The 25,412-nt window shown below is 54.9% G+C and carries 25 protein-coding genes; 19 read left to right on the forward strand and 6 right to left on the reverse strand.

The features are described from left to right. The first annotated feature begins 76 nt into the window (after window positions 1-76). The 8 genes from LIO98_RS02755 (at window position 77) to LIO98_RS02790 (ending at window position 9,867) form a co-directional block, all read left to right on the forward strand. Window positions 77-826, forward strand: a complete 750-nt coding sequence (locus tag LIO98_RS02755; RefSeq protein ID WP_291953163.1) for a GntR family transcriptional regulator — start codon at window positions 77-79, stop codon at window positions 824-826. A gap of 48 nt (window positions 827-874) precedes the next feature. After that, the gene (locus tag LIO98_RS02760) at window positions 875-1,975 is read left to right on the forward strand and encodes a Xaa-Pro peptidase family protein (RefSeq protein ID WP_291953114.1); all 1,101 of its coding nucleotides are present in this window, start codon (window positions 875-877) and stop codon (window positions 1,973-1,975) included. 189 nt (window positions 1,976-2,164) lie between these two features. Further along, on the forward strand, window positions 2,165-3,490 hold the full coding sequence (locus tag LIO98_RS02765) for an MFS transporter (protein WP_291953116.1): 1,326 nt from the start codon (window positions 2,165-2,167) through the stop codon (window positions 3,488-3,490). 148 nt (window positions 3,491-3,638) lie between these two features. Further along, the gene (locus tag LIO98_RS02770) at window positions 3,639-5,081 is read left to right on the forward strand and encodes a trimethylamine methyltransferase family protein (protein ID WP_291953118.1); all 1,443 of its coding nucleotides are present in this window, start codon (window positions 3,639-3,641) and stop codon (window positions 5,079-5,081) included. A 40-nt stretch (window positions 5,082-5,121) separates the two neighbouring features. Next, window positions 5,122-5,763, forward strand: coding sequence for a corrinoid protein (locus LIO98_RS02775; protein ID WP_291953120.1), 642 nt, complete (start codon window positions 5,122-5,124; stop codon window positions 5,761-5,763). Window positions 5,764-5,792: 29 nt separating this feature from the next. Further along, on the forward strand, window positions 5,793-7,175 hold the full coding sequence (locus LIO98_RS02780) for a uroporphyrinogen decarboxylase family protein (protein WP_291953122.1): 1,383 nt from the start codon (window positions 5,793-5,795) through the stop codon (window positions 7,173-7,175). Between the two features lie 36 nt (window positions 7,176-7,211). Continuing rightward, on the forward strand, window positions 7,212-8,615 hold the full coding sequence (locus LIO98_RS02785; RefSeq protein ID WP_291953124.1) for a sodium:solute symporter family protein: 1,404 nt from the start codon (window positions 7,212-7,214) through the stop codon (window positions 8,613-8,615). A gap of 1 nt (window position 8,616) precedes the next feature. Continuing rightward, on the forward strand, window positions 8,617-9,867 hold the full coding sequence (locus LIO98_RS02790) for an amidohydrolase family protein (RefSeq protein ID WP_291953126.1): 1,251 nt from the start codon (window positions 8,617-8,619) through the stop codon (window positions 9,865-9,867). A gap of 224 nt (window positions 9,868-10,091) precedes the next feature. Here the strand turns inward: LIO98_RS02790 and LIO98_RS02795 are convergent, their stop codons facing one another. Beyond that, the gene (locus LIO98_RS02795; RefSeq protein ID WP_291953128.1) at window positions 10,092-10,646 is read right to left on the reverse strand and encodes a helix-turn-helix domain-containing protein; all 555 of its coding nucleotides are present in this window, start codon (window positions 10,644-10,646) and stop codon (window positions 10,092-10,094) included. Between the two features lie 121 nt (window positions 10,647-10,767). Here LIO98_RS02795 and LIO98_RS02800 point away from each other — a divergent pair, with 121 nt between their 5' ends. The 3 genes from LIO98_RS02800 to LIO98_RS02810 all read left to right on the forward strand — a co-directional run bounded on the left by LIO98_RS02800 (window position 10,768) and on the right by LIO98_RS02810 (window position 13,869). Then, on the forward strand, window positions 10,768-11,355 hold the full coding sequence (locus tag LIO98_RS02800; protein ID WP_291953129.1) for a LysE family transporter: 588 nt from the start codon (window positions 10,768-10,770) through the stop codon (window positions 11,353-11,355). A 127-nt stretch (window positions 11,356-11,482) separates the two neighbouring features. Continuing rightward, window positions 11,483-11,758: a metal-sensing transcriptional repressor gene (locus LIO98_RS02805; protein WP_291953132.1), complete on the forward strand. Its 276-nt coding sequence runs from the start codon at window positions 11,483-11,485 to the stop codon at window positions 11,756-11,758. Between the two features lie 89 nt (window positions 11,759-11,847). Continuing rightward, window positions 11,848-13,869, forward strand: a complete 2,022-nt coding sequence (locus tag LIO98_RS02810; RefSeq protein WP_291953134.1) for a heavy metal translocating P-type ATPase — start codon at window positions 11,848-11,850, stop codon at window positions 13,867-13,869. 135 nt (window positions 13,870-14,004) lie between these two features. Here LIO98_RS02810 and LIO98_RS02815 read toward each other — a convergent pair whose 3' ends face one another. The 3 genes from LIO98_RS02815 to LIO98_RS02825 all read right to left on the reverse strand — a co-directional run bounded on the left by LIO98_RS02815 (window position 14,005) and on the right by LIO98_RS02825 (window position 16,385). Beyond that, window positions 14,005-14,571, reverse strand: coding sequence for an isochorismatase family cysteine hydrolase (locus LIO98_RS02815; protein WP_291953136.1), 567 nt, complete (start codon window positions 14,569-14,571; stop codon window positions 14,005-14,007). Window positions 14,572-14,616: 45 nt separating this feature from the next. Then, complete coding sequence (locus LIO98_RS02820) at window positions 14,617-15,444, reverse strand: 4Fe-4S binding protein (protein ID WP_291953138.1); 828 nt, start codon at window positions 15,442-15,444, stop codon at window positions 14,617-14,619. A 71-nt stretch (window positions 15,445-15,515) separates the two neighbouring features. Beyond that, window positions 15,516-16,385 (reverse strand): LysR family transcriptional regulator, encoded by an 870-nt coding sequence (locus LIO98_RS02825; protein ID WP_291953140.1) that lies wholly within the window; start codon window positions 16,383-16,385, stop codon window positions 15,516-15,518. Between the two features lie 124 nt (window positions 16,386-16,509). On the opposite strand from LIO98_RS02825, the gene LIO98_RS02830 reads away from it, so the two are divergent. Beyond that, window positions 16,510-17,232 (forward strand): AzlC family ABC transporter permease, encoded by a 723-nt coding sequence (locus tag LIO98_RS02830; protein WP_277003803.1) that lies wholly within the window; start codon window positions 16,510-16,512, stop codon window positions 17,230-17,232. Then, window positions 17,222-17,530, forward strand: a complete 309-nt coding sequence (locus tag LIO98_RS02835; RefSeq protein ID WP_066742126.1) for an AzlD domain-containing protein — start codon at window positions 17,222-17,224, stop codon at window positions 17,528-17,530. Before LIO98_RS02830 ends, LIO98_RS02835 begins: the two co-directional genes overlap by 11 nt. Window positions 17,531-17,628: 98 nt before the next feature. Here the strand turns inward: LIO98_RS02835 and LIO98_RS02840 are convergent, their stop codons facing one another. After that, window positions 17,629-18,588: a LysR family transcriptional regulator gene (locus tag LIO98_RS02840; RefSeq protein ID WP_291953146.1), complete on the reverse strand. Its 960-nt coding sequence runs from the start codon at window positions 18,586-18,588 to the stop codon at window positions 17,629-17,631. Between the two features lie 159 nt (window positions 18,589-18,747). On the opposite strand from LIO98_RS02840, the gene LIO98_RS02845 reads away from it, so the two are divergent. From LIO98_RS02845 to LIO98_RS02865, 5 genes are all read left to right on the forward strand, one after another. Then, the gene (locus tag LIO98_RS02845; protein ID WP_291953148.1) at window positions 18,748-19,935 is read left to right on the forward strand and encodes a pyridoxal phosphate-dependent aminotransferase; all 1,188 of its coding nucleotides are present in this window, start codon (window positions 18,748-18,750) and stop codon (window positions 19,933-19,935) included. Window positions 19,936-19,954: 19 nt separating this feature from the next. Further along, a complete protein-coding gene (locus LIO98_RS02850; RefSeq protein WP_291953151.1) occupies window positions 19,955-20,860 on the forward strand; it encodes a fumarylacetoacetate hydrolase family protein in 906 nt (301 codons plus the stop codon). A gap of 24 nt (window positions 20,861-20,884) precedes the next feature. Then, window positions 20,885-21,673, forward strand: coding sequence for an SDR family oxidoreductase (locus tag LIO98_RS02855; protein ID WP_291953153.1), 789 nt, complete (start codon window positions 20,885-20,887; stop codon window positions 21,671-21,673). Window positions 21,674-21,708: 35 nt separating this feature from the next. After that, complete coding sequence (locus LIO98_RS02860; RefSeq protein WP_291953155.1) at window positions 21,709-22,266, forward strand: flavodoxin family protein; 558 nt, start codon at window positions 21,709-21,711, stop codon at window positions 22,264-22,266. A 208-nt stretch (window positions 22,267-22,474) separates the two neighbouring features. After that, window positions 22,475-23,719, forward strand: coding sequence for a dicarboxylate/amino acid:cation symporter (locus LIO98_RS02865; RefSeq protein ID WP_291953157.1), 1,245 nt, complete (start codon window positions 22,475-22,477; stop codon window positions 23,717-23,719). Window positions 23,720-23,781: 62 nt separating this feature from the next. Here the strand turns inward: LIO98_RS02865 and LIO98_RS02870 are convergent, their stop codons facing one another. Beyond that, entirely contained in the window at window positions 23,782-24,387 is a 606-nt protein-coding gene (locus LIO98_RS02870; RefSeq protein ID WP_291953159.1) for a pentapeptide repeat-containing protein, read from the reverse strand. Window positions 24,388-24,601: 214 nt separating this feature from the next. On the opposite strand from LIO98_RS02870, the gene LIO98_RS02875 reads away from it, so the two are divergent. Next, window positions 24,602-25,303 carry a YoaK family protein gene (locus LIO98_RS02875; RefSeq protein ID WP_291953161.1) on the forward strand — a complete coding sequence of 234 codons (702 nt, stop codon included), beginning with the start codon at window positions 24,602-24,604 and terminating at the stop codon, window positions 25,301-25,303. Window positions 25,304-25,412: the final 109 nt, after the last annotated feature.

Here is a 25,412-nt window from a genome sequence, read left to right on the forward strand (position 1 = left end):
CTGTTATAACAGATATCAGCTTCTCACTAGAAATCAACCAAGTTAATGCTAAATAAATAAGATTTAGGTGATAGAGATGAATGTACCAGCTACTAAGTTTTATATTAAGCCGCTTAGAGAACAGGTTTGTGAGTATCTCAAGAAGGAAATCGGTTCGCACAATATCCGTCCGGGCGATATGATTAACCTGCGGCAGCTCAGCACGGAGTTGGGAATCAGCATCACGCCGCTGCGTGACGCACTGCTGCAGTTGGAGGGTGAAGGCATGGTGCATATTCTCCCCCGAAGGGGAATCATCCTGCGGGAATTTACCCTGAAAGATATCGAGAACTATTACGATACGCTGGCAACGCTTGAATGCCACGCGATGGGAAGCGCCATTTTCAACATAAACAAAGAACACTGCAAGGTCATGCGCGAGATAAACGCTCAGATTTTATCCTGCGCGTACACAAATGACTTTGACACGAGCAGGACGCTGAATAAAACATTCCATACGATATATCTTAATCTTGCTGACAACAGCTATATTCAGACGCTCTGGTCCAACACCTGGTCGCGGCTTTATTACTGCCCCACAAACATCGTTCATTCGATCGACTGGGAGATCGTCTGCTGCGACCAGCATGACCGGCTCATAGAGGCGATAGAGAAAAAAGATATGCATAAGATCACCAGCTGCATAAAGGATGAGCACTGGTCCTTTAAAAAACAAAAGGAATATATCCTTAGATACTATGATTTCGGCTCCGTCGACAAAACGGTGTCTAAAAAAGAGGAAACAAATATTGGCAAGGGGAGGAGGGCTGGCAGGCAGGTATTGTAGTAATGAATTGCTTTTTTAAATCATTTTATGAAACGGAGGAATATGTGGATGAAAGTGTTTGAAGAACGCCGTAAAAAAGCCTATCAATCTTTGAGGGAGGCCGGATTTGACCGGGCGCTGCTTGGTGACCCGATGTCAATCAATTATTTTACCGGCATTCATGTCACTCCCTATGAGAGGTTTTACGGCCTCGTGCTGGACGCGTCAGGGGAAACCTGTGTAATGGTAAATCCCGGCGTCGACAGGGGCTGCATGAAGGGACGCGTGCCGGAGCTCGTTTATACCGACACGGACGGACCGAAAGAGAGCATCGGCAAGGCGCTGGGAGAATGTTCTCGGCTGGCGGTAGAAACGAAATATTATTCTATGGCGGTCGGTGAAATTTTCAAGGAGCTGTGCGGAGATGTCCGGGATATCGGCGACGTCGTGGCGCGCCTGCGCATGATAAAGGACGAGGATGAAATCCGCATCATGCAGAGGGCGGCGGATATCGTGGACGAAGCTCTCGTTTATATCTCCGATAAGGTCTATGTGGGCATGACCGAAAAAGAACTCAACATGATGCTTTACGCGCACATGGCAAAGATACCTGGATTTGTGACGGATGAGTTTATCATCTTAGTACAGGGCGCGGAAAACTCCGCGAACCCGCACGGCGTCTCCGGTGATTATGCCTTTAAAGAGGGGGATATCATCCTGATCGATTTCTGTGCCTATTACGAACATTATTGGTCGGATATCACCCGCTGTTTCTTCGTGGGGCAAATAGGAAATCCCAAACTTGAAGAGATATATGACATCGCGAAGGGCGCAAATCTCGCCGCCATCGCTGCCGTGAAACCCGGTATCCCCGCTAAGGCAGTAGATGAGGCGGCAAGAAAATATATTACCGACGCCGGATATGGAGAATTCTTCCTGCATAGGACCGGGCATGGTTTAGGACTCAGCGTTCACGAAGAGCCCTATATCACGGACGTCAACGAGCTTATTTTAGAAGAGGGCATGACCTTCACGATCGAACCGGGTATATACCTGGAGGGTATCGGCGGTGTGCGGGTAGAGGATGATATCCTAGTCACGAAAGATGGGTGCAGGGTTCTCACGCATACCTCGAAAAATCTGCACGACCATATTTTAAAGTGTAAATAAAAAATTAATAAGGCAGCGAAAAAATACCATGAGGAGAACAACTATAATGGTGGCGGCTCATGCTGTAAAAGAGAGAGCCTGGGAACTCACTCTGTTTACATTACAGCATGCGCCTTTTACAGAACGTGCCGTTGCCACCTAGTTATAGTGTAACCGAATCCTCATTAAAATAAAAGGAGGATGTTACCTATGTCAACGCCAAGTATGGCTGCTAATGACAGCAGCCTTAAAAGAAACATGCCTACACTCCTTATCCTTATAGTATCCGGCGCCCTGATTTATGCTCTGCCATATTTCAGGTATTATTACTATGATGCTTTCGTGAAACTCTTCAACATCAATAACACGCAGATGGGGGTGCTGGGCAGCGCCTTCGGCGGTACGGCGATAATCGGATATATGTGCGGCGGCTTTTTTGCCGACCGCTGGCCCACCCGTTATCTGCTCACCATTTCACTGGTGGCGACAGGACTTCTAGGCTATCTGCTGCTCACCTACCCACCGTATCCTGTAGTGCTGGGGATACATCTTGCGCTTGGCATCACCTCGATAGTGACCTTCTGGAGCGCGCTTGTGAAGGCGATACGCTCACTCGCCAACTCCGACGAACAAGGAAGGGCCTTTGGACTTTTTGAGGGCGGCCGTGGGATCGTAAATATGGTACAGTCCGCAATAATCCTCTCCCTTTTCGGTTATCTCGCCTCAAAATTCAGCGACAAAACCGCGCTGTCGGCAATAATAACGGTGTACTCGACGGTATGCCTGCTGCTAGGGCTCCTTGTCTTTACGATGTATAAGGATCCGGCGGTGCGCGGCGGCGAAAAGATCGAGCTCTCAAAGAAGGTCTTTGAAAAAGAGATATTCCTAAAAGTCGCCAAGATGCCGACAACCTGGCTGTGCACAATAATAATCTTCACATCATACTCCACGATAATAAGCTACTTTTACATCACACCTTACGCGACGCTGGTATTTGGCACCTCTGCGGTTTTTGCCGCCGCGATGGGTTATTTCTCTCAGTACTGCCGCCCTGTAGGCTGTTTCGTAAGCGGCTTCATGGCCGATAAAATGGGGTCTTCTAAGATGCTGACTCTACTCTTCGTCATCATGACGGTCGGCCTCGTCGCCCTTGTCACGATGCCGGGGAAACCATCCATGGTCTGGATGCTTCTCGTCTTCTGCGCCGCTATCTATGCGTCGATGTACGGCATCCAGTCCCTCCATTTTGCGATCCTCGAAGAGGGAGACTACCCTCTTTCCGTAACGGGTGCCGCGACGGCCATCATTACCCCTCTTGGATACAGCACAGAGATGATAATGCCGATAATCGCCGGTATCTGCCTCGACTCATATAAGGGGGCGGCCGGTTACAAAGTCTTTTTCTCCATCCTCATTGCCTTGAGCGTTACAGGTTTTGTAACCTCCCTTATATGGCAGTACGTGACAAGGGAAAAAAGGGCATTGCTGAAGGCGCAGAAGCTCCAGAAAAAAGAGGCCGCCGCCGCTTCAGTCTAACCAAAGATTTCATAAAAACTATCAATTATATATCTTGCTAATGTATAAGGGGAGTTATTTTAAATACAAATAATTCCCCCCTAGGATTTGATTACCCATTTATCCGATAAATGGACAACATAGTTTCTCTGGTAAGGAGGATAAAATTATGACTTTTGAGAACAAGCTGCAAAAAATACACGATGCCTCTATGGGGCTGCTCGCTAAGAGCGGTATTCGTTATCCCAGCCCGACCGCCCTCGATATATTTAAAAAACATGGAGCAGATGTGGAAGGAGACATCGTCAGGATAGACGAATCCACTTTAATGAAGTATATCGACAAAGCGCCGGCAAGATTTACCATCGAGGCACGGAACCCTAAATATAACGTGGATATGGGAGGCGGCGGACATTATGCCGTACCGGCATATGGGTCGCCCTATGTTGAGGACTTTACGGGAGAGACGCGTTATTCCACCCTCAAAGATTTCATATATTTCTTAAAGCAGATAGAGGCGCTGGACGACTTTCATATCAACGGCGGCATTCTATGCCAGCCGAACGAATACGAGGCTGGCGTCGTTACCCTTCTTATGTGGTACGCGATACTGCGCGGCTCGGAAAAGGTCCCCTTCTGCCCCGCGGGAAATGAAAAAGAGACGCGGACAATGATGGAGATGGCCTGCAATCTGTTTGGCGGGCGGGACGAATTCAGGCGTTCGGCAAAGACCGTCTATCTTGTGGACAGCGTCTCTCCGCTGCAGATGGACGCGCGGACCGTCGACGTCATTCGGGTCCTCGCGGAATATCGTCAGCCGTTCTCGTTCACATCGGGCGTGATCACGGGACTGACGGGGCCGGTCACACTCGCCGGCGCAATAGCGGTAGGAAACGCGGAGATACTCTCAGGCATCGCGCTGGCGCAGATGATCGAGGAGGGAACTCCCGCGATATACGGCATTCCCGTCAGCGGAGCGGACATGCGGACCAGCCGCGCAGTGTTCGGCGCGCCTGAGATGTGCCTCGGCATTCGCTATGCCGCCAAACTTGCTAAATTTTACGGGCTTCCCAGCCGCGGCCCGGCGGCGATCTCAGACGCCGCCTATCCAAGCCAGCAATGCGCGTTTGAGTCGATGATGACTATGTCTGCCTGCTTTAACGAAGGACTCGATTTTCTGCTCCATACGGCTGGCTGTCAGGACAGTTTCAACTCAATGTCGCCTCAAAAATTCGCGGTGGACGTTGAACTGTTCCGCAGGATGAACTATCTTGACAGGGACATCGCGGTCGACGAAGACTCGCTTGCCGTGGCGCTGACGATGGAGACAGGACACGGCGGCAACTATCTGACCTGTGACCACACGCTGGCGAACTTTAAAAAATCGCTTTACATCCCTCAAATAGGCCTCCGCTACTCGTCCGACTTTGATAATGAATTTGACGCGCAGATAACAAAATTTCTCAAGAAAAACGTAAAAAAATATGCCGTCCCAAATATGGAGGCACACGATATCTCCGGCCTCAGGTCAACAGCCGCAGCTTCGGGGCTGCCGGAGGAATTCATGGACGCCGTTGAGCGGCTGCTGGAAGAGCGGTTCGAAACAATCTAGGCCGTCTGAAAAATAAGGAACTAAGGGGGAGGTAAAAGAGATGAACGAAAATATACTCAACGCGATCGCCGAAGCCGTGATGGACGGAGACGTGGCGTCAACCCAGAAAAATGTGGGCGCAGCAAAAGAACAGGGGATTCCCGCAGAGCGAATTCTGAACGACGCGCTGCTGAAAGGCATGAACGAGGTCGGAGAGCTTTTCCGAGACGGGGAGATGTTTGTGCCGGAGGTATTGGTATCCGCAAAGGCTCTCCAATCGGGGATAGAGATCATTCGTACCGAGCTGGCGAATTCCGGAGTGAAGAAAACAGGAAAAATACTCACCGTCACAGTCGAGGGTGACCTCCACGACATCGGGATTAAGCTTGTGGGGATGATGCTCGAGGGAGCGGGCTTTGAGGTGATCCACATGGGTGTGGACAAACCGGCCGAGGAGATAATAGAAAAAATCAAGCAGTGTGAGCCTGATATCTTAGCGATTTCGGCCATGCTTACCACGACTATGGCGAATATGAAGACCGTCATCGACGTAATTTCGGAGAAAGGACTGCGAGACAAAGTAAAGATCATGATCGGCGGAGCCCCTACCTCGCCCTCTTTCGCCGAGAAAATCGGGGCAAACTATTCGGCCGATGCAAGTTCCGCCGCCATCGTAGCTAAAAAGCTGATGGAAACGGTCTAAGGCACCGGATCGCGATGCAGGTTGACAAGATGAAGTCAATACACAGAAAAGATCTTGTATTCAAAGCGCTGAGGTGTGAGGAGACGGAGCGCGTCCCCTGGGTACCGTTCACAGGGGTACACTGCGCGAAACTGATAGGCATGGATGCCGCGGAATTTCTCGCCTCACCGGAGAATATCGTACGCGGCGTCACATTGGCGGCGGACAAATACCTTGCGGACGGAATTTGCGCCGTCTTTGACCTTCAAATAGAGGCGGAGGCTCTGGGATGCTCGCTCAAGTGGTCAAAGAACAATCCCCCGGCGGTCTCTTCCCATGTCCTCGAGAACAAAGTTATTGAAGAACTCCCCGAATTTACGCGGGAATTGGGACGTATTCCATGCGCGCTTAAAGCGACTGAAATGCTCAAAGAAAAAATCGGCGCGGACACCGCGGTTTTCGGCCTCATCTGCGGTCCGTTCACACTGGCTTTGCATCTGGCCGGAGCGGATTTTCTCACGGATATGATCGAACAACCCGATAAAGCCAAAGCGCTGCTCGATTACTGCGCCGAAGTAGCGAGAAAAATGTCTATCTGGTACCTTGAAGCCGGAGCCGATGTGGTGGCGCTGGTAGATCCTATGACAAGTCAAATATCGCCGCGGCATTTCAAAAAATATGTGATGTCGACCGTAAGACCCGCGATCGAAGAGGTAAAGGCGAGAAATGGGTTCGTAACCCTCTTTTGCTGCGGAGACGCCACTAAGAACATCGAGCTCATGATGCAGTGCGGCCCGGATGGAATCGCCTTCGACGAACAGGTAAGCCTTTCGGCGGCAAGAGAACTTTCCTGCAAGTATAACGTTGCCGTCGAGGGAAGCCTGCACCTCACGACGACGCTCCTCTTCGGCAGCCCGTGGGAATGCGCCGAAGACGCGCGCAGATGCCTGCAGGAGGGCGGAGTCAAGGGCTTCATACTTTCCCCAGGCTGCGACATTCCCTTTGACACGCCGGAATATAACCTGGAGGCGGTGGGAAGATTTGCGGTGCTGAACGAGACCCCCGCGAAAGAGAGCGGCTTTACACCTCTTGAAGAGGCGCTGGCTTCGTGCGATATGGCCGCTGAAGGGTTTGAGGACGTAACAGCGGAGCCGGGGAAACTATTCGTTGAAGTGGTGACGCTCGATTCGGAGGGATGCGCCCCATGCCAATATATGATGGAGTCGCTTTACAGAGTCAAAGACCGCTACAAGGACAGGCTCGTCTACCGTGAAACTCTGATCAAAAGTCTCGCCGGCATAAAGAGAATGGGCGCTCTTGGGGTGAAAAACCTACCGTCGATGCTGATAAACAACGAACTGGTCTTTGACAACATCGTTCCGTCAGATGAAAAACTGATCAAAGAACTCGATAAGAGGCTGGAAATTAATTAAAGACGACAAATATTTCGTTGGGGGAGGATGATAACAATGACATTGACAGGATACTTCTGGTTCATCATGGCGTACATTTTAGTGGTAGTCGGCTATGGCCTCTATATAGCTAAGACACAGGTCAAGACCAACGAAGAATTTGTTACCTGCGGACGCAGGCTGCCGCTGTGGGTGGTCGTTGGAACCCTGATTGCGACTTGGTACGGCGGCGGCGGTATTACCGGCACCGCAAACCTCGTCTACAGCAGGGGGCCGTGGGCGGGGCTGATTTACGAGCTCGCTACGCCGGTAGCGATTATTCTGGTCCTCTTCCTCGCCGGAAAGATCAGGGAAAACAGGAATATAACCATTCCGGAGTTATTTAGAGAGAGATACGGCGACTACGCGGCCGTACTGGCGACTATCTTTATAGTCCTTGCCTACATAGGGATTTGTTCATACCAGTTTAAGGGCGCGGGATACGTCTTGAACCTAATGACAGGCCTCTCCGTTGAGAGCGGCACCCTTCTGGCCGCGGCGGTAATAATCATCCTATCCGTTACCGGAGGACTAACCTCGGTCGCCTATACCGACGCCATCAGCGCCATCTTTATCTTCTGCTCGATGGGGGTCGCGGTGCCGGTCCTTTTATCTCAGACAGGCGGTTTCTCCGGCCTGATATCCCAGATTCCACCCGACCATCTTTCCATTTCAAGCGGAGATAAATTTATAGACACAATCGGCTATGGGGTGGCTACACTGTTCCTGGCCATGGGCGACCAAAACCTCTTTATACGCTTCGCGGCCGCTAAAGATAAGGTAACGGCGACCAGGTCGGCCTTTCTATTCATCGTCATCAGCACAATACTTTCCTGCATGACTGTATTCATAGCGATGAACGCGATCCCTTTCCTGCCCGGAATAAAACCGGACACCGCCCTTCTCGCGGTCTCTATGTACAGAATGCCGTTCTTCCTTGGAGGATGCGTGCTGGCCGCGGCGGTCTCCTTTATGATAACAACGGGGGACTCGTTCCTGCTCTCGGCGGGAACAAACCTGACACACGACGTTCTGGAACCGTACGTCATGAAAGGGTGTTCCGATGCCCTGAAGCTAAAGACAATAAGAATTCTCATTGTAGTCTGCGGCATCCTCTCATATGTCCTCATCACCACCTTCAGGGATATACTGGGAATCATCATGTACGCATACACGATTTATGGCGCCGCCATAACCCCGGCGCTTGTAGCCGCCCTCTGCTGGCCGCGCGTTACAAGACAGGCGGGGCTCGCTTCCATAATAGCCGGAGGCGGCGGGACGTTGGTTTGGGAGCTCCTACTTAAAGACAGATTTTTAAACTTGGACAGCACTCTCGTTGCCGTGCCATTTTCCATCATCGTGCTAATCGTCGTCACATTCCTTACACAGCCAAAAGATTCAGAGAGCACAGGGGGAAAATAAGATGTTCACTAAAATCAAGTGCGGGAAGTTATACGACGGGGTCACTCCGCGCCTCTGGGAGAATAAGGAAATACTTATCGAAGACAATGTGATCAGGGAGGTAGGTTATGGCCTGCCGGAGCCGCAGGGAGTCGAGATCAGGGATCTTTCTGAACTGACCGTCACTCCTGGAATGATTGACGGCCATGTACACCCGCAGTTCTTTGATTATCGGGAACTTTACAACGAGTATGTCTGCCTGTCGGATGGATACCGTGCTTTGGCGACGGCCTCCTGCGCTAGAAAGACCCTCTTGGGAGGTTTCACGACCATACGGTCAATGGGATGGTTCTCCGAGGCATACGAACTTGACGTGAAACGTGCTATTGAAGACGGAAAAATCGAGGGTTCCAGACTTGTGGTGGGATCGCACTTTCTCTGCACACCAGGAAGCGCGGGAGATTCCAGCCAATCGCTCTCGGCCAACCCATATTTGAGCGACTATCTCATGAAAATGTGTCCTACCTGCGGCAGCGGCGCTGACTTTTTTACCAATGTGGTGCGGCGGGAGAAAAAGATGGGATGCGATTTTATAAAAATCTTCGGCTCCGGCGGGTTCGCCACACCTTGCGACGACCCTGAGGATATACAGCTCAACGACAGTGAGTTCAACGCCATCTTCAGTACGGCGAAGGAGCTGCGGATTCCCGTAACGGCACACGTATACGCCCCGGTTATGATGAAAAAACTCCTGAAATATAACATCTTCTGTATGGAACATGGAGCGCTCATGGACGATGAAACCGCCCGTATGATAGAGGGAAGCGGAGTCTACCTTGTACCGACCTTTATGCCTTATGAGGACATTGTCAATCCCAACGAAGAGAGCCTCTCTAAAAAGAGTGATTTTTTCAGAAGAAAATTGGAAAAATATCAGCGCAGGCTTCAGGAGGGCAGGGAGATAATCATCAACAGCAAAATAAAACTTGGCTATGGGACAGACATAGTTGACGTCTACAATAACTATGAATCCGGATGGGAATACAACTGCTGGCTAAAAAACGGTGTCGATCCGTTCCGCGCGCTGGAAGCGGCTACCAGTATCAACGCCGAAATATGCGGAATAAGCGACAAACTTGGAAACATTACGCCGGGTAAACTGGCCGACATCTCCGGATGGAAAAGAGACCTGCTTAAAGATCCCGACGCGTTGAGAGACTGCGCCTTCGTTATGAAAGACGGCGTTGAATATCTTACGGAGAGCAGAGTTTGATTAAAAAGGATCGATCCTAATCATAAAATGCGGAAAGTATCGCCAACCGTTAAGGTACGCTCCACAACCAACGGCAGGCATACTGTCCGCATTTATAAATTAGGCAGGCTGTCACAGACCTTCAGTAATTCCACGATGAAGACTATTCGTGGATCGTTTCCTCAATGAAATAGACCCCTGATATTTTTCGCAATCTAATGCACACCGCCCGGCAAAGAATAACCTTACCCAGGATAATAAATGACCATGCTCAGCCGGCAGATTTCGTTGCCGGTGTTTTTGTAGCTGTGGGGGCCGTCGGATTTGAAGCGCAGGGAGGAGCCGCGTGTGATGGCGAAGGTCTCCCCGTTGACGGAGACGCTGAGTTCGCCGGAGAAGGCGGTGATGAATTCCTGCGTACCAGCCGGATGCGGTTCAGCCTCCAGGCGGCCGCCGGGGTCTATTTCGATGTAGAGCATCTCGAAACGACGCGCGGCGTCAAAGGGGAAGACCGGAAAGTCGCGGTAGAGGCCGCCGTCCTCAAGTAAAGGCTCCACGCGTTTTATGTCGACCACCTCATAATCTTTTTCCGGGCGTGTCATCAGGTCGGTAAACGATATTTTCAGGCCGTTGGCGATCTTCCAGACGGTCGATACGGTGGGGTTGGCCTCTCCGCGTTCTATCTGGCCCAACATACTTTTGCTGACGCCGGAGAGCTTCGCCATCGCCTCCAGGCTCAGCTTCCGCTCCTCGCGAAACCGCTTTAGGTTGTCGGCGACGACCGAATTGATATTTTCCATTGGAGCTACCTCCAGCTTATTGACAATATATCGCACGTTATGTATAGTATATTCACCTAAGGACAGTATAACGTCCAATTGCATTCATTATAACATACGAAATAGAGAGGCAGTGACCATTATGAATTTCACGGCGTTTTTCTCATATGTAATCCTTACCGCCATTACTCCGGGGCCGAACAACATCATGTCGATGTCCAACGCGAGCCGGTATGGTTTCAGAAGGTCCCTGCCCTTTAATTTCGGCGTCTTCGCGGGCTTTATCGTCGTGATGTCAGTCAGCGCTCTTTTCAGCTCGCTGCTCTATAACGTCATGCCCTCCGTCAAGCTCTTCATGCTCTGCGTCGGCGCGGCCTACATCTTCTGGCTCGCCTGGACGGTATGGCACGACACGCCGCACGGGGGAGACGATAGACAGGTAAATACCAATACGTTCCTCTCCGGAATGACGCTGCAGTTCGTCAACGTGAAGGTCATCCTCTACTGTATAACGACGATGTCCTCGTTCATCCTGCCGCATTATCACGGGCTGCCGGTCATCGCGGCCTTCGTCGTATTCCTCGCCTTCGTCGGCTTCGCCTGCACGCTCTGCTGGGCGGCCTTCGGCGCGCTCTTTGAGATACTTTTCAAAAGATACAGCCGTCCGGTGAATGCCGTCATGGCGCTGCTGCTCGTCTACTGCGCCGTTTCAATGCTGCTGGAGATTTAAACGGCTGATTTTTCCACGTCGCCCAAGATAAAACAGAGGCGTTTGTCCCGCCGTGTAAATAATTTTTATTGACTTTTATATCCCTTAAAGGTATTTTTGAGGAATTATAGAGGGAGGTGGCGTTACCATGAAGGAATGTATGGAGTCAAAGAATCTGCATCTGCGGCTGAGGAAGGTCGCCGGACAGGTGAACGCCGTCGAACGGATGATCGACGAGGACGTACCCTGTGAGAATGTCCTCATCCAGATCAACGCGGCGAAGAACGCGCTGCATAAGATCGGGCAGATAGTACTCGAGGGACACCTCAGGCACTGCGTGCGCCGCGGCATAGAGAACGGCGACGCCGAAAAGACGATCAGCGATTTCATTAAGACCCTCGAACATTTTTCACGCATGTCATAAAAAATCTCCTCCGCTGTCTTGACAATCTCTTTTTTTCTGATATACATATACCTATACGGGTATATGTATATCAGAAAGGAGTTCTTGATATGAAAGAGCGGCACAAAATAGAGCGGGAAAACAGAGATAACCATGAGCACGGGCATAGCTGCCGGAACGAACATGAGCATGACCACGGCCATGAAGACGAAGAGATGGGCTGCGGCCACTCTCACGGAGAGGGCGGCGGCGTTAAGGGGACGCTGATACAGTTATGCGCCGCCTTTGCGATAGCGGCGGCGGCCGCCTTCGCGCCGCTTCCGCAGTATGTCAGAGCCGCGGGGTTCGCCACGGCCTATCTGCTCGCGGGATGGCGGGTGCTTCTCGCGTCGCTGCGCAATATTTCGCGCGGCAAGATATTTGACGAAAATTTCCTGATGTCCGTCGCCTCGCTGGGAGCCTTTGCCATCGGAGACATGGCGGAGGCGGTGGCGGTAATGATCTTTTACGGCATCGGCGAGATGCTCCAGGACTCCGCGGTGGCGAAGTCAAAGCGCAGTATCGAAAGCCTGATGGATCTGCGCAGCGACTACGCCAGCGTACTGCGCGGCGGCCAACTGGTACGGGTCGCTCCAGAGGAGGTCATGGTCGGCGAGACGGTCTCCGTCCGCCCGGGGGAGAAGATCCCGCTCGACGGCACCGTGGTCTCCGGCACCTCTTTTCTTGACACAAGGGCGCTCACCGGCGAATCGGTTCCCCGCCGCGCCGCGCCGAACGACGAGGTGCTTTCCGGATCCGTCAGCACCGACGGAGCGCTGGAGATACGCGTGACAAAGCCCTTTTCGGAGTCCGCCGTCTCAAAGATTCTGGAGCTGGTGCGCGGCGCGGCGGCCAAAAAGTCCGCAACAGAGAGGTTCATCACAAAGTTCGCGCGCTGGTATACGCCGACCGTCGTCGCCCTCGCGGTGATGGTGGCGCTGCTGCCGCCGCTCGCGGGCTACGGAAGCTATTCGGTATGGTTCTATAAGGCGCTCTCTTTCCTCATCATCTCGTGCCCCTGCGCCCTCGTCCTCTCAATCCCGCTCAGCTTTTTCGGCGGCATCGGCGGCGCGGCGAGGAACGGAATTCTCGTAAAGGGAAGCACATATCTTGAGACGATGAGCAAACTTGGCACTATCGCCTTCGACAAGACGGGAACGCTGACGCGGGGCGTCTTTAAGGTCACTGAGCTGCTGCCGGCCGACGGCGTTTCGCAGGATGAGCTGCTCCGGTACGCGGCGGCGGCCGAGGCGCAGTCTAATCATCCCATCGCGAAATCTATCATGACGGCCTTCGGCGGCGGGACGCCGGAGAGAGCCGAAGTGCGGGAGATCGCGGGCATGGGCGTCGAGGCCCGCACCAAAGAGGGCGTCGTCCGCGCCGGAAATGTCAAGCTCATGAAGAGCATCGGCATCGAGGGTCTGAGGGAATATGCCAAATCGGCGGTCTATGTCGCCCTTGACGGCAAATTTCTCGGCACGCTGCTGGTCGCCGACGAACTCAAGCCGGGAGTGCGCGCGGCAATGGACGACCTGCGCGCGGCGGGTGTCTCGCGCCTCGTAATGCTGACGGGCGACAACCTGGCGATCGCGGAGGAGACGGCGGCGGAGGCCGGGATGGACGCCGTTAGCGTGGAGCTGCTGCCGCAGGATAAGACGGCGGAGCTGGAAAGGTTGATGGCGGGCGAAGAGAATAAGACCGCCTTTGTCGGCGACGGAATCAACGACGCGCCGGTCCTCACCCGCGCCGATATCGGCATCGCGATGGGCGGCATCGGCTCGGACGCGGCGATAGAGGCGGCGGACGTGGTGATCATGACTGACGAGATCGATAAGATTGCGGCGGCCATCAGAATCGCCGTCAAGACGAAGTGGATAGTGTGGGAGAATATCGTGATGGCCCTCGGCTTCAAGATCGCGGTGATGCTGCTGGCGGTCTTCGCCGACGCCTCCGTCTGGTTCGCGATCTTCGCCGACGTCGGAGTGGCGCTGCTCGCCGTGGTGAACGCGCTGCGGGCTCTCAAAGCGCCTGCGGTGCGAAACGGCGGTGAAAGGGAGCGCGAAAAAGGCGCGGAACCCTGCCCCGCGGCATAGGAGGCCGCGCAGCTTAGGTAAGAAAAAACAGGAGGGAGACGCTTGGGCAAAGCCCACCGTCTCTCTCTGATTTTACCGTAACATCCGGCCCGGCCGCCGGGCGGCTAAGGGCCGGCGCGTACCGACGGCGCGGCGTCAGATAATTTCTATATGGCACATCCGCATCGTCTCCAGCGCTGCCTCATGGCTCGTTCTCGTTACGCCGGCGCAGCAGCGGGGATCGACCTTGAACGTCGCCTCGGGAAAGTTCGCCTTGAGCAGAAGCGCGTTGCTGACGACGCAGATGTCGGTACAGAGCCCCACGATATGAAAGGTGATGTCCGCCTCGGAGAGCGGCTCATGCCGGGACAGCGCCGCGCGGATGATATCGGGAAGCGCGACGCTGCCGAAGGTCGACTTTTCGACGGTGGCGACGCCGCCGCGCGAGGCGCAGCCGCTGAGTTCGGGGATGATCTCCGCGCCCCATGTTCCCCTGACACAGTGCGGCACGGGGAGATGGCGTCCCTCGTTCGTCTCCATGTAGTCGTCCTCGTGGGTGTCTTTCGTGAAGAAAAGCCGCTCAGCGCCGTTTTCAGTGATAAACTTGTCCACCGCGGCAACGACATTCGGCACGATGGCGCGCACCATATCGCCGCCGAGGCTGCCGCTCACAAAGTCGTTCTGCATATCGACGACGACCATCAGTTCAATTTTTTCGCTCATTCATATCCTCCCTTTCGGCGAACGCAGCCGCCGTTTTTTAGAACATCAGCGCGGTCTCGGTATCCCCTTTTCACAGGGGACGCCGACCTGGCACTTGCCGCAGCCATAACGGACCCTCGCGTGCGGGCCGTGAGGCGGGCGTGTCGAAGCCTTGACAAAGGCGCCGCAGATATCGTGGTCCTTTCCGAGGGCGACGCCCCTCGCCGCGTCTATCGCCTCCGCGGGGCAAAGCCTCTGGCAGGCTCCGCACATCGTACAATACTCATAAGGCGATTCATATTTTCGCGGCGTCGCCGGAATTTCGGCATCGGTGATGAGGCTGCCGAAGCGCCCGGCGATCCCCCTCTCGGTGATAAGCCCCTTCGAGAGGCCGAAGGTGCCGAGGCCGCAGATATAGGCGGCGTGCCGCTCTGACCAGTTGGAGGCGTAGGGGGCCAGCATCTTGAAACGGGCGTCGGTGGTTGGGAAGACGGCTGCGGCCCCCTCACCTTCCAGGAAACCTTTGAGATATTCGCCGAGCGCGGCGATGGCCATCTGTCCCTCGATGCGTGCGTGGAGCCACTCGTCGGAGGGCTGCGCGCGCTCCTCGCGGTTCGTGCTCCTTACGGTCTCCATAAAGGGGAGAAAGAAGGAGATAACGGAACGCGCCCCCGGGAGCCAGTCGTGCGGCAGCATCGCCTCGGGGTGCAGCACCTCGGCGCGGCGCAGCTCCGCGAAGGCGGGATCATCGGCCGCCGCCGCGCCTAACAGCGGCTCATCGTATATTCGCATCCCCGCCAAATCGGGTCGCAAAGCATCTTCGGCAGCTACATAGTTGACCGCCCCGTTCATAAACTCCGCCGCCGCAGCGGCGATTTTTTCCAGAAACATCATCTTTCGTACCTCCCCTGGCGCAGGCGTAAAAGCTCCGCTTCGCCTTGGATATTTATCGTTACAATTATAGTTCATTTTCCCGCTTTAAAATATTCCAGGGCGAAGTCGATAAAGCGGCGCGCGGCGGCGGGGAGCGTCCGCTTGTTTCTGTAGGCCAGCGCCGTCGTGCGCTCCACCGGCGGGGCGATATGGAGCGCCGAAAGCCTGCGGCTGTCGTTTTTAAGGACAAGTTCATAGAGGATGGCGACGCCGAGCCCCTGTTCGACCATCGAGATGACGGTGTAGTCGTCGGTGACCTTATAGTGGATATCGGGGGTCAGCCCCTTCCTGCGGAAGGCGTCCAGCGCCACGCTGAAATCTCCCTCGTCGAGAAGTATCAGCGGCTCCTTTGAGAGCTCTTCCAGCGTCACGCTCCCATTTTGCGCAAGCGGATGCCCCGGAGGCAGCGCCGCGAGCATCTCGTCCTTACGCAGCGGAATCACCGTCAGCCCCTTCACCTCGTTGTAACAGGTAAAGCCGAAGTCCACGCGTCCGTCGGATATCCACTCCTCGATACCGCGGTAGTCCCCCTGCAGCAGCTCGAAATGCACGAATGGATATATCTTCCGGAATTCGTTCATGAGCTTAGGCAGCCAGCTGCGGCTCACGCTCGTGAAGGTGCCGATCCTGATGTTCCCTCCCATCAGCCCCTGCATTTCGTCGTACTTCATACGCAGTTCGCGGTGGGCGCTGTATATCGAACGGATATAGGGCAGGTACTGTTCGCCGTCCGCGGAGAGCGCCGCCCCGCCCTTATCGCGCCGCAGCAGCACGGCGGAGAGCTCCTCTTCGAGCGTGTGGACCATCTGGCTGACCGCCGACTGCGTGTAGCCAAGTTCATCCGCGGCCCGCGTAAAACTGCCGCACTCCACTACTTTGACAAAGACTTCGTATCTATTCATTTCGCGCTCCATTTAACATTAGTCTTACTAATATATTTATTATAAAGATTCGTTGGACTGCTTGCAATAAAAGCTGTAAAAATTGAGACAGCGGTGAGAAATATGAGACTTCGGGGGGAAAGAAATGTCAAAAAGAGATCTCTATTACTTTTCAAAGGGAATGCGCGACGCGATACCTATCCTGCTGGGATATATCGCGGTATCTTTTACCCTCGGCATCGGCGCCAAGAACGCCGGACTCAGCCCCTTTCAGGCGCTGCTGAGCGCGTTGACGCAGAACGCCTCCGCGGGGCAGTTCGCAGGCTATTCCCTCATCGCCGCGGGAGCGGGCTATCTTGAGGTCGTGATCATGATAGTCGTCGCGAACGCGCGTTACCTGCTGATGTCCTGCGCAATGAGCCAGAAGATCTCCCCCAAGACCCCTCTGCGCCACCGTATGCTGCTCGCGGTGGACATCACGGATGAAATATTCGGCCTTTCGGTAGCGCAGCCAAGACGCCTCAACCCCTTTTACACCTACGGCATGGTCGCCGCGGCGGCTCCCGGCTGGGCCTTCGGCACCTTTTTCGGCGTCATCGTCGGCAACGTTCTGCCGCAGAACATCGTCACCGCGCTGAGCGTGGGGCTGTTCGGCATGTTTATCGCGGTCATCGTGCCGCCGGCGCGCAAGAATTTCGTCATCGCCCTGCTCATCGTCGTCTCGATGGCGGCAAGCTTCGCCTTCTCGCGCCTCTCCTTCATCGAACTCTCGGCGGGGATGCGCACGATAGTCCTCACGGTCGCCATCTCCGGCGCCGCGGCCTTCCTCTTCCCCCTGAATGAGGAGAGACGGGCAAATGCCGCGTAACGTATATCTTTACCTGCTGATAATGGCGGCGGTGACCTATCTCATCCGCGTGCTGCCGCTCACCGTCATCCGCGGCGAGATAAAAAATAAAAGGGTGCGCGCCTTTCTCTATTACGTCCCCTACGTGACGCTCGCAGTGATGACCTTTCCGGCGATAATCGACGCCACCGGCAGTCCGCTGACCGCCGTAGCGGCGCTTATCGCGGCGGTGGGGCTCTCCTGGTTCGGCGGCAGTCTGCTGCAGGTCTCAATACTATCCTGCGCCGTAGTCTTCATCCTCGACAAATTTGTACCTTAGCTTTTCAGAGGAGATACCTCCTCTTTCACATATACAGGAAGCGGGCGGAAAATTTTTCCGCCCGCTTTCGCTTTGCCGCCGCGCGAACGGCCCTGCCGTCACCGGCGCTGAAAGAGTCTCTTTGTCTTCATAAAGTCAATAAAATCGCGCTGTACCTGTGAGGCAGCGCCCGCCTTTTTGTAGGACAGGTAGATGTCGCGCGAAGCCTCCGGACCCGTAAGGCGGTAGAAGAATACCTTATCCGATGGCGGGAGGCAGTCAAGGATAGTATCGCGCACAAAGGCAATGCCCTTTCCCTCACAAACGAGATAGTAGGCTGTCATAATCTGTTCGAGATACATCGATACCTTCGGCGTGAATCCGGCCTCTTTGCAGATCGCGAAGCTGCGTCGGTAGAGATCGTTTCCCTTTTTCAGTATGAGAAAGGCCTCATCGGAAAAGCTAGCCGGAGAGACTGGAGGCTTGGTTGGTTCCAGGCGGCATTCCGCCGCCAGCGCCTCGAATGTGTAGCGGTACTCCGCCAGTTTTTTGTTTATTTCATAGGAGGAGGGCACGGCGATAATTATATTTTCCTCCGTCCAGACTATGGATTCGAAGGTATTTTTGTCAAGAGGCTCCGCCTCGAGCAGAAAGTCAATGCCCCCGTCTTTCAGCCGTTCCGAGAGCAGGGCGCTGCTGCCCTCCGAGAGAGTCACCATTATCCGCGGACAGCACTCGCGAAAGGATTCCACAAGGTCGGGCAGCACATAGGAACAGAAGAACATCGAACTGCCGATATTGAGATGCAGCGCGCCGCTCTGCGAAAGCCCCGCGAAGTGTTCGCGCATATCGTTTTCTATCGCCATGATTTTTTCGGCTGATTTTATGTAATATTCCCCCGCCTCGGTAAGACTCACGGGATTCGTGCTACGGTTGAAGAGCGGCAGACCGACCTCCTGCTCAGCGCGCTTCACCGTCGCGCTCAGCGAGGGCTGTGAGATGAAGAGCCTGCGCGCGGCCTTTGAGAAACTCCTCTCGAGGTACACCGTGTATATATATTCCATATCTCGTAACATCATGCTACTCCTCGCCGTGAACCGGCCTCATAGAAAAAATCATATAACATGATAAGAATATATGTATTTTACCGCAAAGGGACTTATTGCTAACATAATTATCAGAAAAAAGAGATTACCGCCAAAGCGAATGATTAAAAAACGTATGGAAGGGGAAAATAGATGAGAAATTTCACAGCATCGCGGGTGGAGACGCTGACGCCCTCAGGGATTCGCAAAGTAAATGAACGCGCTCTCGCGATGGAACGCGCGGGGGAGCGAATCATCCATTTTGAGATAGGCCGTCCCGACTTCGACACGCCGGAGTATATAAAGAGGGCGGCGGTGAAGAGCCTGGAAGAGGGGGAGGTCTTTTACACCTCAAACTTCGGTCTCATGGAGCTGAGAGAGGCCGTCGCCGGCAAGCTCAAAAGAGAGAACGGCATCACCTGCGCTGCGGAAAACGTCATCGTGACCGCGGGTCTCTCCGAAGCCGTATTCGATCTGCTCTGCACAATTCTCAACGAAGGCGACGAGCTGCTGGTGCCAGACCCGGTGTGGCTGAATTATCTCAACGTGCCGGCGCTGCTCGGCGCGCGAGCCGTCCCCTATTCGCTGACGGAGGAGAATGGCTTTGAACCCGACCTGGACGAAATACAAAAAAATATCTCCCCCCGGACGAAGGCGATCGTCATCGTGACGCCGAACAACCCCACAGGCGGCGTGCTTTCCCGCGAAAAGCTTTCGGCCCTCGCCGGGATCGCCGCCGCAAACGACCTGCTGGTGATATCGGACGAGATATACGAGCGTCTAGTCTATGACGGCGCGCGTCCGGTGAGCATCGCCTCTCTGCCAGGTATGGCGGAGCGCACGGTGACGCTGAACGGTTTTTCAAAGGCCTATTCAATGACGGGCTGGCGCATCGGATACGCCGCCGCGCCTAAGGAAATCGTCGCGGCGATGAACAAAATTCACCAGCATAACACCACCTGCGCGCCCTCCTTCGCGCAGCGGGCGGCGATTGCGGCGCTCCGAGAAGAGCGGGATGAGGTGGCGCTGATGGTGCGCGAGTACCAACGCCGCCGCGACTACGCCGTCGCCGAGATAAACGGGATGGAGGGCGTAAGCTGCCTGCCGCCGAAGGGCTCCTTCTATATCTTCATCAATGTGAAAAAACTCGGCATATCCTGCGCGGAGGCCGCCAATTACCTGCTTGCAGAGGCGAAGATCGCGCTGGTGCCTGGCGGCGTATTCGGGAAAAACGGCGAAGGATATCTTCGCATGAGCTTCGCCAACAGCCTGAAAAATATCGCCGAGGGCTGCGAAAGAATGAAAAAGGCGCTCAAAGAGCTGGCAGCAAATAAAAAATAGAGACGGGAGGAATTTATCAATGAGATTTGTAACATACCGAAAAGAGGGCGAAGAAAAGGCGGGGATCGTGACAAAGAGCGGCATCCTGCCCATGGCGGCGCTGAGCGAAGCCGCGGGGTTCGCGCCGGAGACGGAGATTTTCGCGCTCATCGAAAAGGAACAGATACCCCAACTGACAAAATGGTATAACGGCGGCGGCAGGGAGGAGGCCGAAAGACTTGCCCCCAAAAAGGCCATCCCCTTTGCAGAGGTCGTATACGGCCCGCTGTACCGCAACCCTCCGCGTATCTTCGGCATCGGCCTCAACTACAAAGACCACGCGGGAGACCTCGGCGAAAAGACGCCCGCCGTCTTCCCCGGAAGTTTCTACAAACCAGCCTCCTGCATCGTCGGCCCGGGAGACGACATCTGTATCCCCGCGCTGCCCGAGGCGCAAAAGACGACGGCGGAGGCGGAGCTCGGCGTCATCATCGGCAAAAAATGCAAATTCATCGAAGAAAAGGACTGGCAGGAATACATCGTCGGCTACACGACGGTCCTTGATATGACGGAGGAGTCGATACTGCGTCTCAATCCGCGCTATCTCACCATCGTCAAGGGATTCGACAGCTTTTTCAGCTTCGGCCCGCAGCTGGTGACTCCCGACGAAGTGCCCGATGTCCTCGCTCTCGAGGTGGCGACCGTCCACAACGGCGAGGTCCACGCGAAAAACACCGTGGCCAATATGACCTTCCCGCCCTCGAAACTTGTGGCGCTCATATCGCATATGCAGGGCTGGCTGCCGGGCGACATCTTATCAACCGGCACGCCGCGCGCGGTGCATATCCAGGAGGGCGACCGTGCGGAGTGCCGCATCACCGGCCCCGGCGGCTTCTCCTTCGAGCCGCTCGTGAACCCCGTAATAGACCTGAAACTAAAAAAGTAAAATACCTATAAGGAGGAATATAAAATGGAACTCGGACTCAAAAATAAATGCGCTCTTGTAATGGCCTCAAGCAGCGGCTTGGGCAAGGCGATCGCGGCGGAGATGGCGCGCGAAGGCGCGAAGGTGATGCTCTTCTCTCCCTTTGAAGAGCAGCTCAAAGAGGCGCAGGCGGATATCTTCAAAGAGACCGGAAGCCGGCCAGAATATTTCGTCGGCAGCATCACCAATCCAGAGGATATAAAAGAGCTGGTCAAGGAGACGGAGAAAAGGTGCGGCCCCGTCTACGCGCTCGTCAACAATACCGGCGGCCCCAAGCCAGGCCCCTTCGACGCCTTTGACGACGCGGCCTGGCAGGAGGCCTTCGAACTCTGTCTGCTCTCCTATATCCGCGTCATCCGGGAGGTACTGCCGCAGATGCGCGCCAACGGAGGCGGAAGGATACTGAACTCCACCTCTTCGTCGGTGAAGGCCGTGCTCGACAACCTCATACTCTCAAACACCTTCCGCATGGGAGTCGTAGGCCTCGCGAAGACCCTCTCGCAGGAGCTCGGCAAAGACAACATCCTGGTCAACGTCATCGCCCCCGGGCGGATCGGCACGGCGCGTATCGACCAGCTCGATAAGATACGCGCGGAGAAGCAGGGGCTCAGCGTCGAAGAGCTCCAGAAAAAGGCCTTCGCCGGCATTCCTCTCGGACGCTACGGGAGGCCGGAAGAGTACGGCAAGCTGGCGGCCTTCCTCTGCTCTGCGGCAAATACCTTCATCACCGGTCAGACAATTCTCGTCGACGGCGGCATGGTGAAGGCGATATAATAATATGATAGATAAATAAAAGGAGGATGACGGCGATGGGCAAAAAAATAATCGTTCTCAACGGAAGCCCGAGAGCGAACGGAAATACGGCGGCGCTTGCCGCGCGCTTCATAAAGGGCGCGGAGTCAGCGGGACATGAAGTCAGGCTCTTCGATCTGCAAAAGATGGATATCAAACCCTGCCTTGGCTGCTGCACGGGCGGCAAAGACCCTAAACACCCCTGCGTACAGCGCGACGGCATGGATGAGATATATCCAGCCTTCATGGAGGCGGATATCGTGGTGCTGGCCTCGCCGATGTACTTCTGGAGCTTCACGGCGCAGCTCAAAGCGGCGATCGACCGCAGCTTCGCGGTGACGGAGCTTGATCCGAACTACAGACCGCCGCATAAAGAGTGTGCCATGCTGATGGCGGCGGAGGGCGACAGCGAATCGAACTTCGCGCCGGTAAAGGATTTCTACGCGAGCCTGCTCGGACATCTGGGCTGGAAAGATCTCGGCATGGTGCTGGCCGGCGGCGTCATGGCCCCCGGAGACATCGAGGGACACCCCGCGCTCGAAGAGGCCGAAGCCCTGGGAGCTTCGATAAAATAACAAACCGGCGGCGGGGCCTCCCGAAGGAAATCCCCGCCGCGCATCACCGCTATCCATACGTCTGACAAACAATCCGCTTACACACCTTCAACACTCCCGCATAAAACCGCACAGGCCGAACAGGGCGAAATCAGCCGCCGCTGTTGGCCCGCTGCCTAAGCATGTCCCATGTCTTACACTAAAAACCCAATAAGAGGGAGAAATCATTATGAAAAAAATGAATCTCAGCGCAAAAATCTTTATCGGCTTCGGCATTGGCATCGTCCTTGGACTGATATTCGAAGATAAAGTGCTAATTCTCAAACCAATCGGCGATCTTTTCCTGCGCCTCATCAAAATGCTTGTCGCGCCGCTTATCCTCTGCTCCATCACGGCCGGCGTATGCAGCATCGGCGATATAAACAGGCTTAAACGGATAGGGACAAAGACGCTTCTTTACTTCATCATCACAACAATGGCGGCAGCGGCTATCTCCATGCTCATCGCGAACGCCATTCGTCCTGGTAGCGGCTTCGACCTGAATATGATCGCCGCTGGAGGCAAGACCTACCAGGCCGCGCCCGTCCCTTCGCTCTCACAGACCATAGTCGGGATGTTCCCAGACAATATTTTCAGCGCGCTGGCGGACGGCACGCTGATACAGATAATAGCCTTCGCACTCTTCATGGGCGTGGCGATAATCCTCCTTGGAGAACGCGGTGAAAGACTGCGCCATGCTTTTGAGGACGGCGCGGAGATGATGTACAAGATAACGGCGGTAGTCATGGCCTTTTCCCCTTATGGCGTGGCGGCGCTCATGGCTTGTGCCGTCGGCTCGTACGGCCTCAAGATATTCGGCCCCCTCGCCGCCTTTATAGGCACGGTCTATATCGCCCTGCTCTCCATCTGCGCGATGTACGCCGTGATGCTCGTCGTTATAGCCAAAGTCCCGCTTAAGCAGTTCTTCCCGAAGATCGCCGAACTCTGGCTCGTCACCGCCAGCACCACAAGCAGCTCCGGCAGCCTGCCCGTCACGATAAGCGTATCGCGGGACAAGCTGGGAGTATCCGGGAACCTCGCAGGCTTCGTGCTGCCGCTCGGCGCGACGATGAATATGAACGGCGGCGCCTGCTTCTACGCCGCGACGGTCATCTTCGTCTCGCACCTCTACGGGATGCCGCTTGCGATCGGGCAGCAGTTTTTCGTCATCACGCTGACGGCGCTAATCTCAGTCGGATGCCCCGGTGTGCCTGGCGGCGCGATAATCATGTCTACGATGCTGCTGACGACGATGGGACTGCCTCTCGAAGTGGTCGGCATGATTGCGGGAATATTCCGCCTCATCGACATGGGAACGACGACGCTTAACTGCACCGGCGACGTGGTGACCTCGCTCTGTATCGGACGCGGAGAAAATATGATCGACGACGCCGTCCTCAATGACAGTCTCGCAAAGAGCAAGGTCTCATTTTAAGACGGAAGTTTACCCTGAAAAGAGTGGCCGCACTCCCGCGTCTCTGCCGCGGAAGCCGCCTGTCAGACTACGGTCAGGCCAATGAGCTTCGCGAGCTCCACCGCCTGCGCCGCCGTCACCTTCGCGCCGCGCAGCTCGTAGAGGGTATCGGAGAGGGAGATGCCGTCGATAATGCAGTCCGAGAGGTCTATCCCCTTGAGAGGGCTTTTGAAAAACTCGGCCGCCGTGAGGTCTGTCCCACGGAACTGCGCGCGCCGGAACTTGACGTCGGAGAGAACCGCCTCCCTCAAAGAGGAGGCGCCAACCTCGCAGCCGTCCCAGAGCGTCTCGCTGAAGTTCGCATACCGAAAATTACATCCCTCGATCGAGACACCCTTAAAGAGGGCGCGCGTGAAAACGCTCCCCACGGCCTTTAAATCGCGAAAGGAAGACTTACGCCATAAACTGTCACGGAAGCGGCAGTTAGAAATATCCGAGTTTTCAAACGAGACGGAGTTGAAGCGCGCCGCGTTAAATTCGCAGCGGATAAAGCGGCACTTGACAAAGCGCACGGAGTCAAAGCGGAGCGCCGAAAGATCAAGCTCCGCAACCTCCTCGTTCTCAAAGAGGGCCTCCTCTACCGGCATGTCCCCCGCGAGCGCGGCGGCAATCATCTCTGACAGCATCATACATATCCTCCCCGCCGCCTTAGCGGCAACAGAAGGATAGCATAACGAAAAGCTCCCGTGAACAGGGCAATTTCTGTCTCTCCCATAACAAAAAACGCGCAGCGTCTCCGGCCTCTTACTGAGCCGTTTATCTGTATGTTCATTGATGCGGCGGCCGGCGGTTCGGGGTATAAATCATATGATGCGCGGCCACATCGCTACACAGGGGGGCAACATGATAAAACTGCCTAAGATAAAGCTAATGGATTTCACCGATCCCTCGGAATCCTTCCTGCTCGCGGTCATTCTCGCGGCGGCGGGCGGTTTTCTCGACGGGTACACCTATATCGGGCGCGGCAACGTCTTCGCCAATACACAAACCGGCAACCTGATCCTGCTTGGCGTGAACATGGCGCGCGGCAGGCTGACCGCCTCTATAAGCTATATCGTGCCGGTGACGGCCTTTCTGCTGGGCACCTACATAACGGAGAATATCCGTATCCGTTACGGAGGACTGAAACACCTCGGATGGCGGCAGATCGTGGTCGCTCTCGAGGCGCTGGTGCTGATACTGATCTCCTTCATGCCGCACTACAGCGACAACGTCGCGAACGCGATGGTCTCGTTCGCCTGCGCAATGCAGTTCGACGCCTTCCGCACGATGAACGGGGTGCCCTTTTCTTCGACGCTCTCAATGACGAACATGCGCGGCGCGATCGAATACATGACGAATTACCGGGAAGACTGCGACACGGAAAAAATCTCGCGCAGCTTCGAGTATCTCATCACGGTGCTCGTCTTCACCCTCTCCGTTTTCATCGGCTCACGGCTCACCTACAAATACGACGACAGCGCGGTGCTCTTTCCGGCCTCTATGCTGCTCTTCGGAGCGCTTCTCATGTTCTTTAGGAAGAGAGAAAAAACGACTCCGACATAGCGGCTAATCCCTAAAGGGATTTCCCGTGATCCATGCTGTCGCATCCTTCCTCTTTTCCAGTCATAGATGAAAAACATTTTGAAGATAATATGTCGTTTCTCTCTTCGGA

The sequence above is a fragment of the Cloacibacillus sp. genome, from assembly GCF_020860125.1.
Classification (GTDB): domain Bacteria; phylum Synergistota; class Synergistia; order Synergistales; family Synergistaceae; genus Cloacibacillus.

What these genes read in the sequence shown, in the direction of transcription:
- LIO98_RS02755 (WP_291953163.1), top strand. Translation starts at nt 77, where the DNA reads ATGAATGTACCAGCTACTAAGTTTTATATTAAGCCGCTTAGAGAACAG.
- LIO98_RS02760 (WP_291953114.1), top strand. Translation starts at nt 875, where the DNA reads ATGAAAGTGTTTGAAGAACGCCGTAAAAAAGCCTATCAATCTTTGAGG.
- LIO98_RS02765 (WP_291953116.1), top strand. Translation starts at nt 2,165, where the DNA reads ATGTCAACGCCAAGTATGGCTGCTAATGACAGCAGCCTTAAAAGAAAC.
- LIO98_RS02770 (WP_291953118.1), top strand. Translation starts at nt 3,639, where the DNA reads ATGACTTTTGAGAACAAGCTGCAAAAAATACACGATGCCTCTATGGGG.
- LIO98_RS02775 (WP_291953120.1), top strand. Translation starts at nt 5,122, where the DNA reads ATGAACGAAAATATACTCAACGCGATCGCCGAAGCCGTGATGGACGGA.
- LIO98_RS02780 (WP_291953122.1), top strand. Translation starts at nt 5,793, where the DNA reads ATGAAGTCAATACACAGAAAAGATCTTGTATTCAAAGCGCTGAGGTGT.
- LIO98_RS02785 (WP_291953124.1), top strand. Translation starts at nt 7,212, where the DNA reads ATGACATTGACAGGATACTTCTGGTTCATCATGGCGTACATTTTAGTG.
- LIO98_RS02790 (WP_291953126.1), top strand. Translation starts at nt 8,617, where the DNA reads ATGTTCACTAAAATCAAGTGCGGGAAGTTATACGACGGGGTCACTCCG.
- LIO98_RS02795 (WP_291953128.1), bottom strand. Translation starts at nt 10,646, where the DNA reads ATGGAAAATATCAATTCGGTCGTCGCCGACAACCTAAAGCGGTTTCGC.
- LIO98_RS02800 (WP_291953129.1), top strand. Translation starts at nt 10,768, where the DNA reads ATGAATTTCACGGCGTTTTTCTCATATGTAATCCTTACCGCCATTACT.
- LIO98_RS02805 (WP_291953132.1), top strand. Translation starts at nt 11,483, where the DNA reads ATGAAGGAATGTATGGAGTCAAAGAATCTGCATCTGCGGCTGAGGAAG.
- LIO98_RS02810 (WP_291953134.1), top strand. Translation starts at nt 11,848, where the DNA reads ATGAAAGAGCGGCACAAAATAGAGCGGGAAAACAGAGATAACCATGAG.
- LIO98_RS02815 (WP_291953136.1), bottom strand. Translation starts at nt 14,571, where the DNA reads ATGAGCGAAAAAATTGAACTGATGGTCGTCGTCGATATGCAGAACGAC.
- LIO98_RS02820 (WP_291953138.1), bottom strand. Translation starts at nt 15,444, where the DNA reads ATGATGTTTCTGGAAAAAATCGCCGCTGCGGCGGCGGAGTTTATGAAC.
- LIO98_RS02825 (WP_291953140.1), bottom strand. Translation starts at nt 16,385, where the DNA reads ATGAATAGATACGAAGTCTTTGTCAAAGTAGTGGAGTGCGGCAGTTTT.
- LIO98_RS02830 (WP_277003803.1), top strand. Translation starts at nt 16,510, where the DNA reads ATGTCAAAAAGAGATCTCTATTACTTTTCAAAGGGAATGCGCGACGCG.
- LIO98_RS02835 (WP_066742126.1), top strand. Translation starts at nt 17,222, where the DNA reads ATGCCGCGTAACGTATATCTTTACCTGCTGATAATGGCGGCGGTGACC.
- LIO98_RS02840 (WP_291953146.1), bottom strand. Translation starts at nt 18,588, where the DNA reads ATGATGTTACGAGATATGGAATATATATACACGGTGTACCTCGAGAGG.
- LIO98_RS02845 (WP_291953148.1), top strand. Translation starts at nt 18,748, where the DNA reads ATGAGAAATTTCACAGCATCGCGGGTGGAGACGCTGACGCCCTCAGGG.
- LIO98_RS02850 (WP_291953151.1), top strand. Translation starts at nt 19,955, where the DNA reads ATGAGATTTGTAACATACCGAAAAGAGGGCGAAGAAAAGGCGGGGATC.
- LIO98_RS02855 (WP_291953153.1), top strand. Translation starts at nt 20,885, where the DNA reads ATGGAACTCGGACTCAAAAATAAATGCGCTCTTGTAATGGCCTCAAGC.
- LIO98_RS02860 (WP_291953155.1), top strand. Translation starts at nt 21,709, where the DNA reads ATGGGCAAAAAAATAATCGTTCTCAACGGAAGCCCGAGAGCGAACGGA.
- LIO98_RS02865 (WP_291953157.1), top strand. Translation starts at nt 22,475, where the DNA reads ATGAAAAAAATGAATCTCAGCGCAAAAATCTTTATCGGCTTCGGCATT.
- LIO98_RS02870 (WP_291953159.1), bottom strand. Translation starts at nt 24,387, where the DNA reads ATGATGCTGTCAGAGATGATTGCCGCCGCGCTCGCGGGGGACATGCCG.
- LIO98_RS02875 (WP_291953161.1), top strand. Translation starts at nt 24,602, where the DNA reads ATGATAAAACTGCCTAAGATAAAGCTAATGGATTTCACCGATCCCTCG.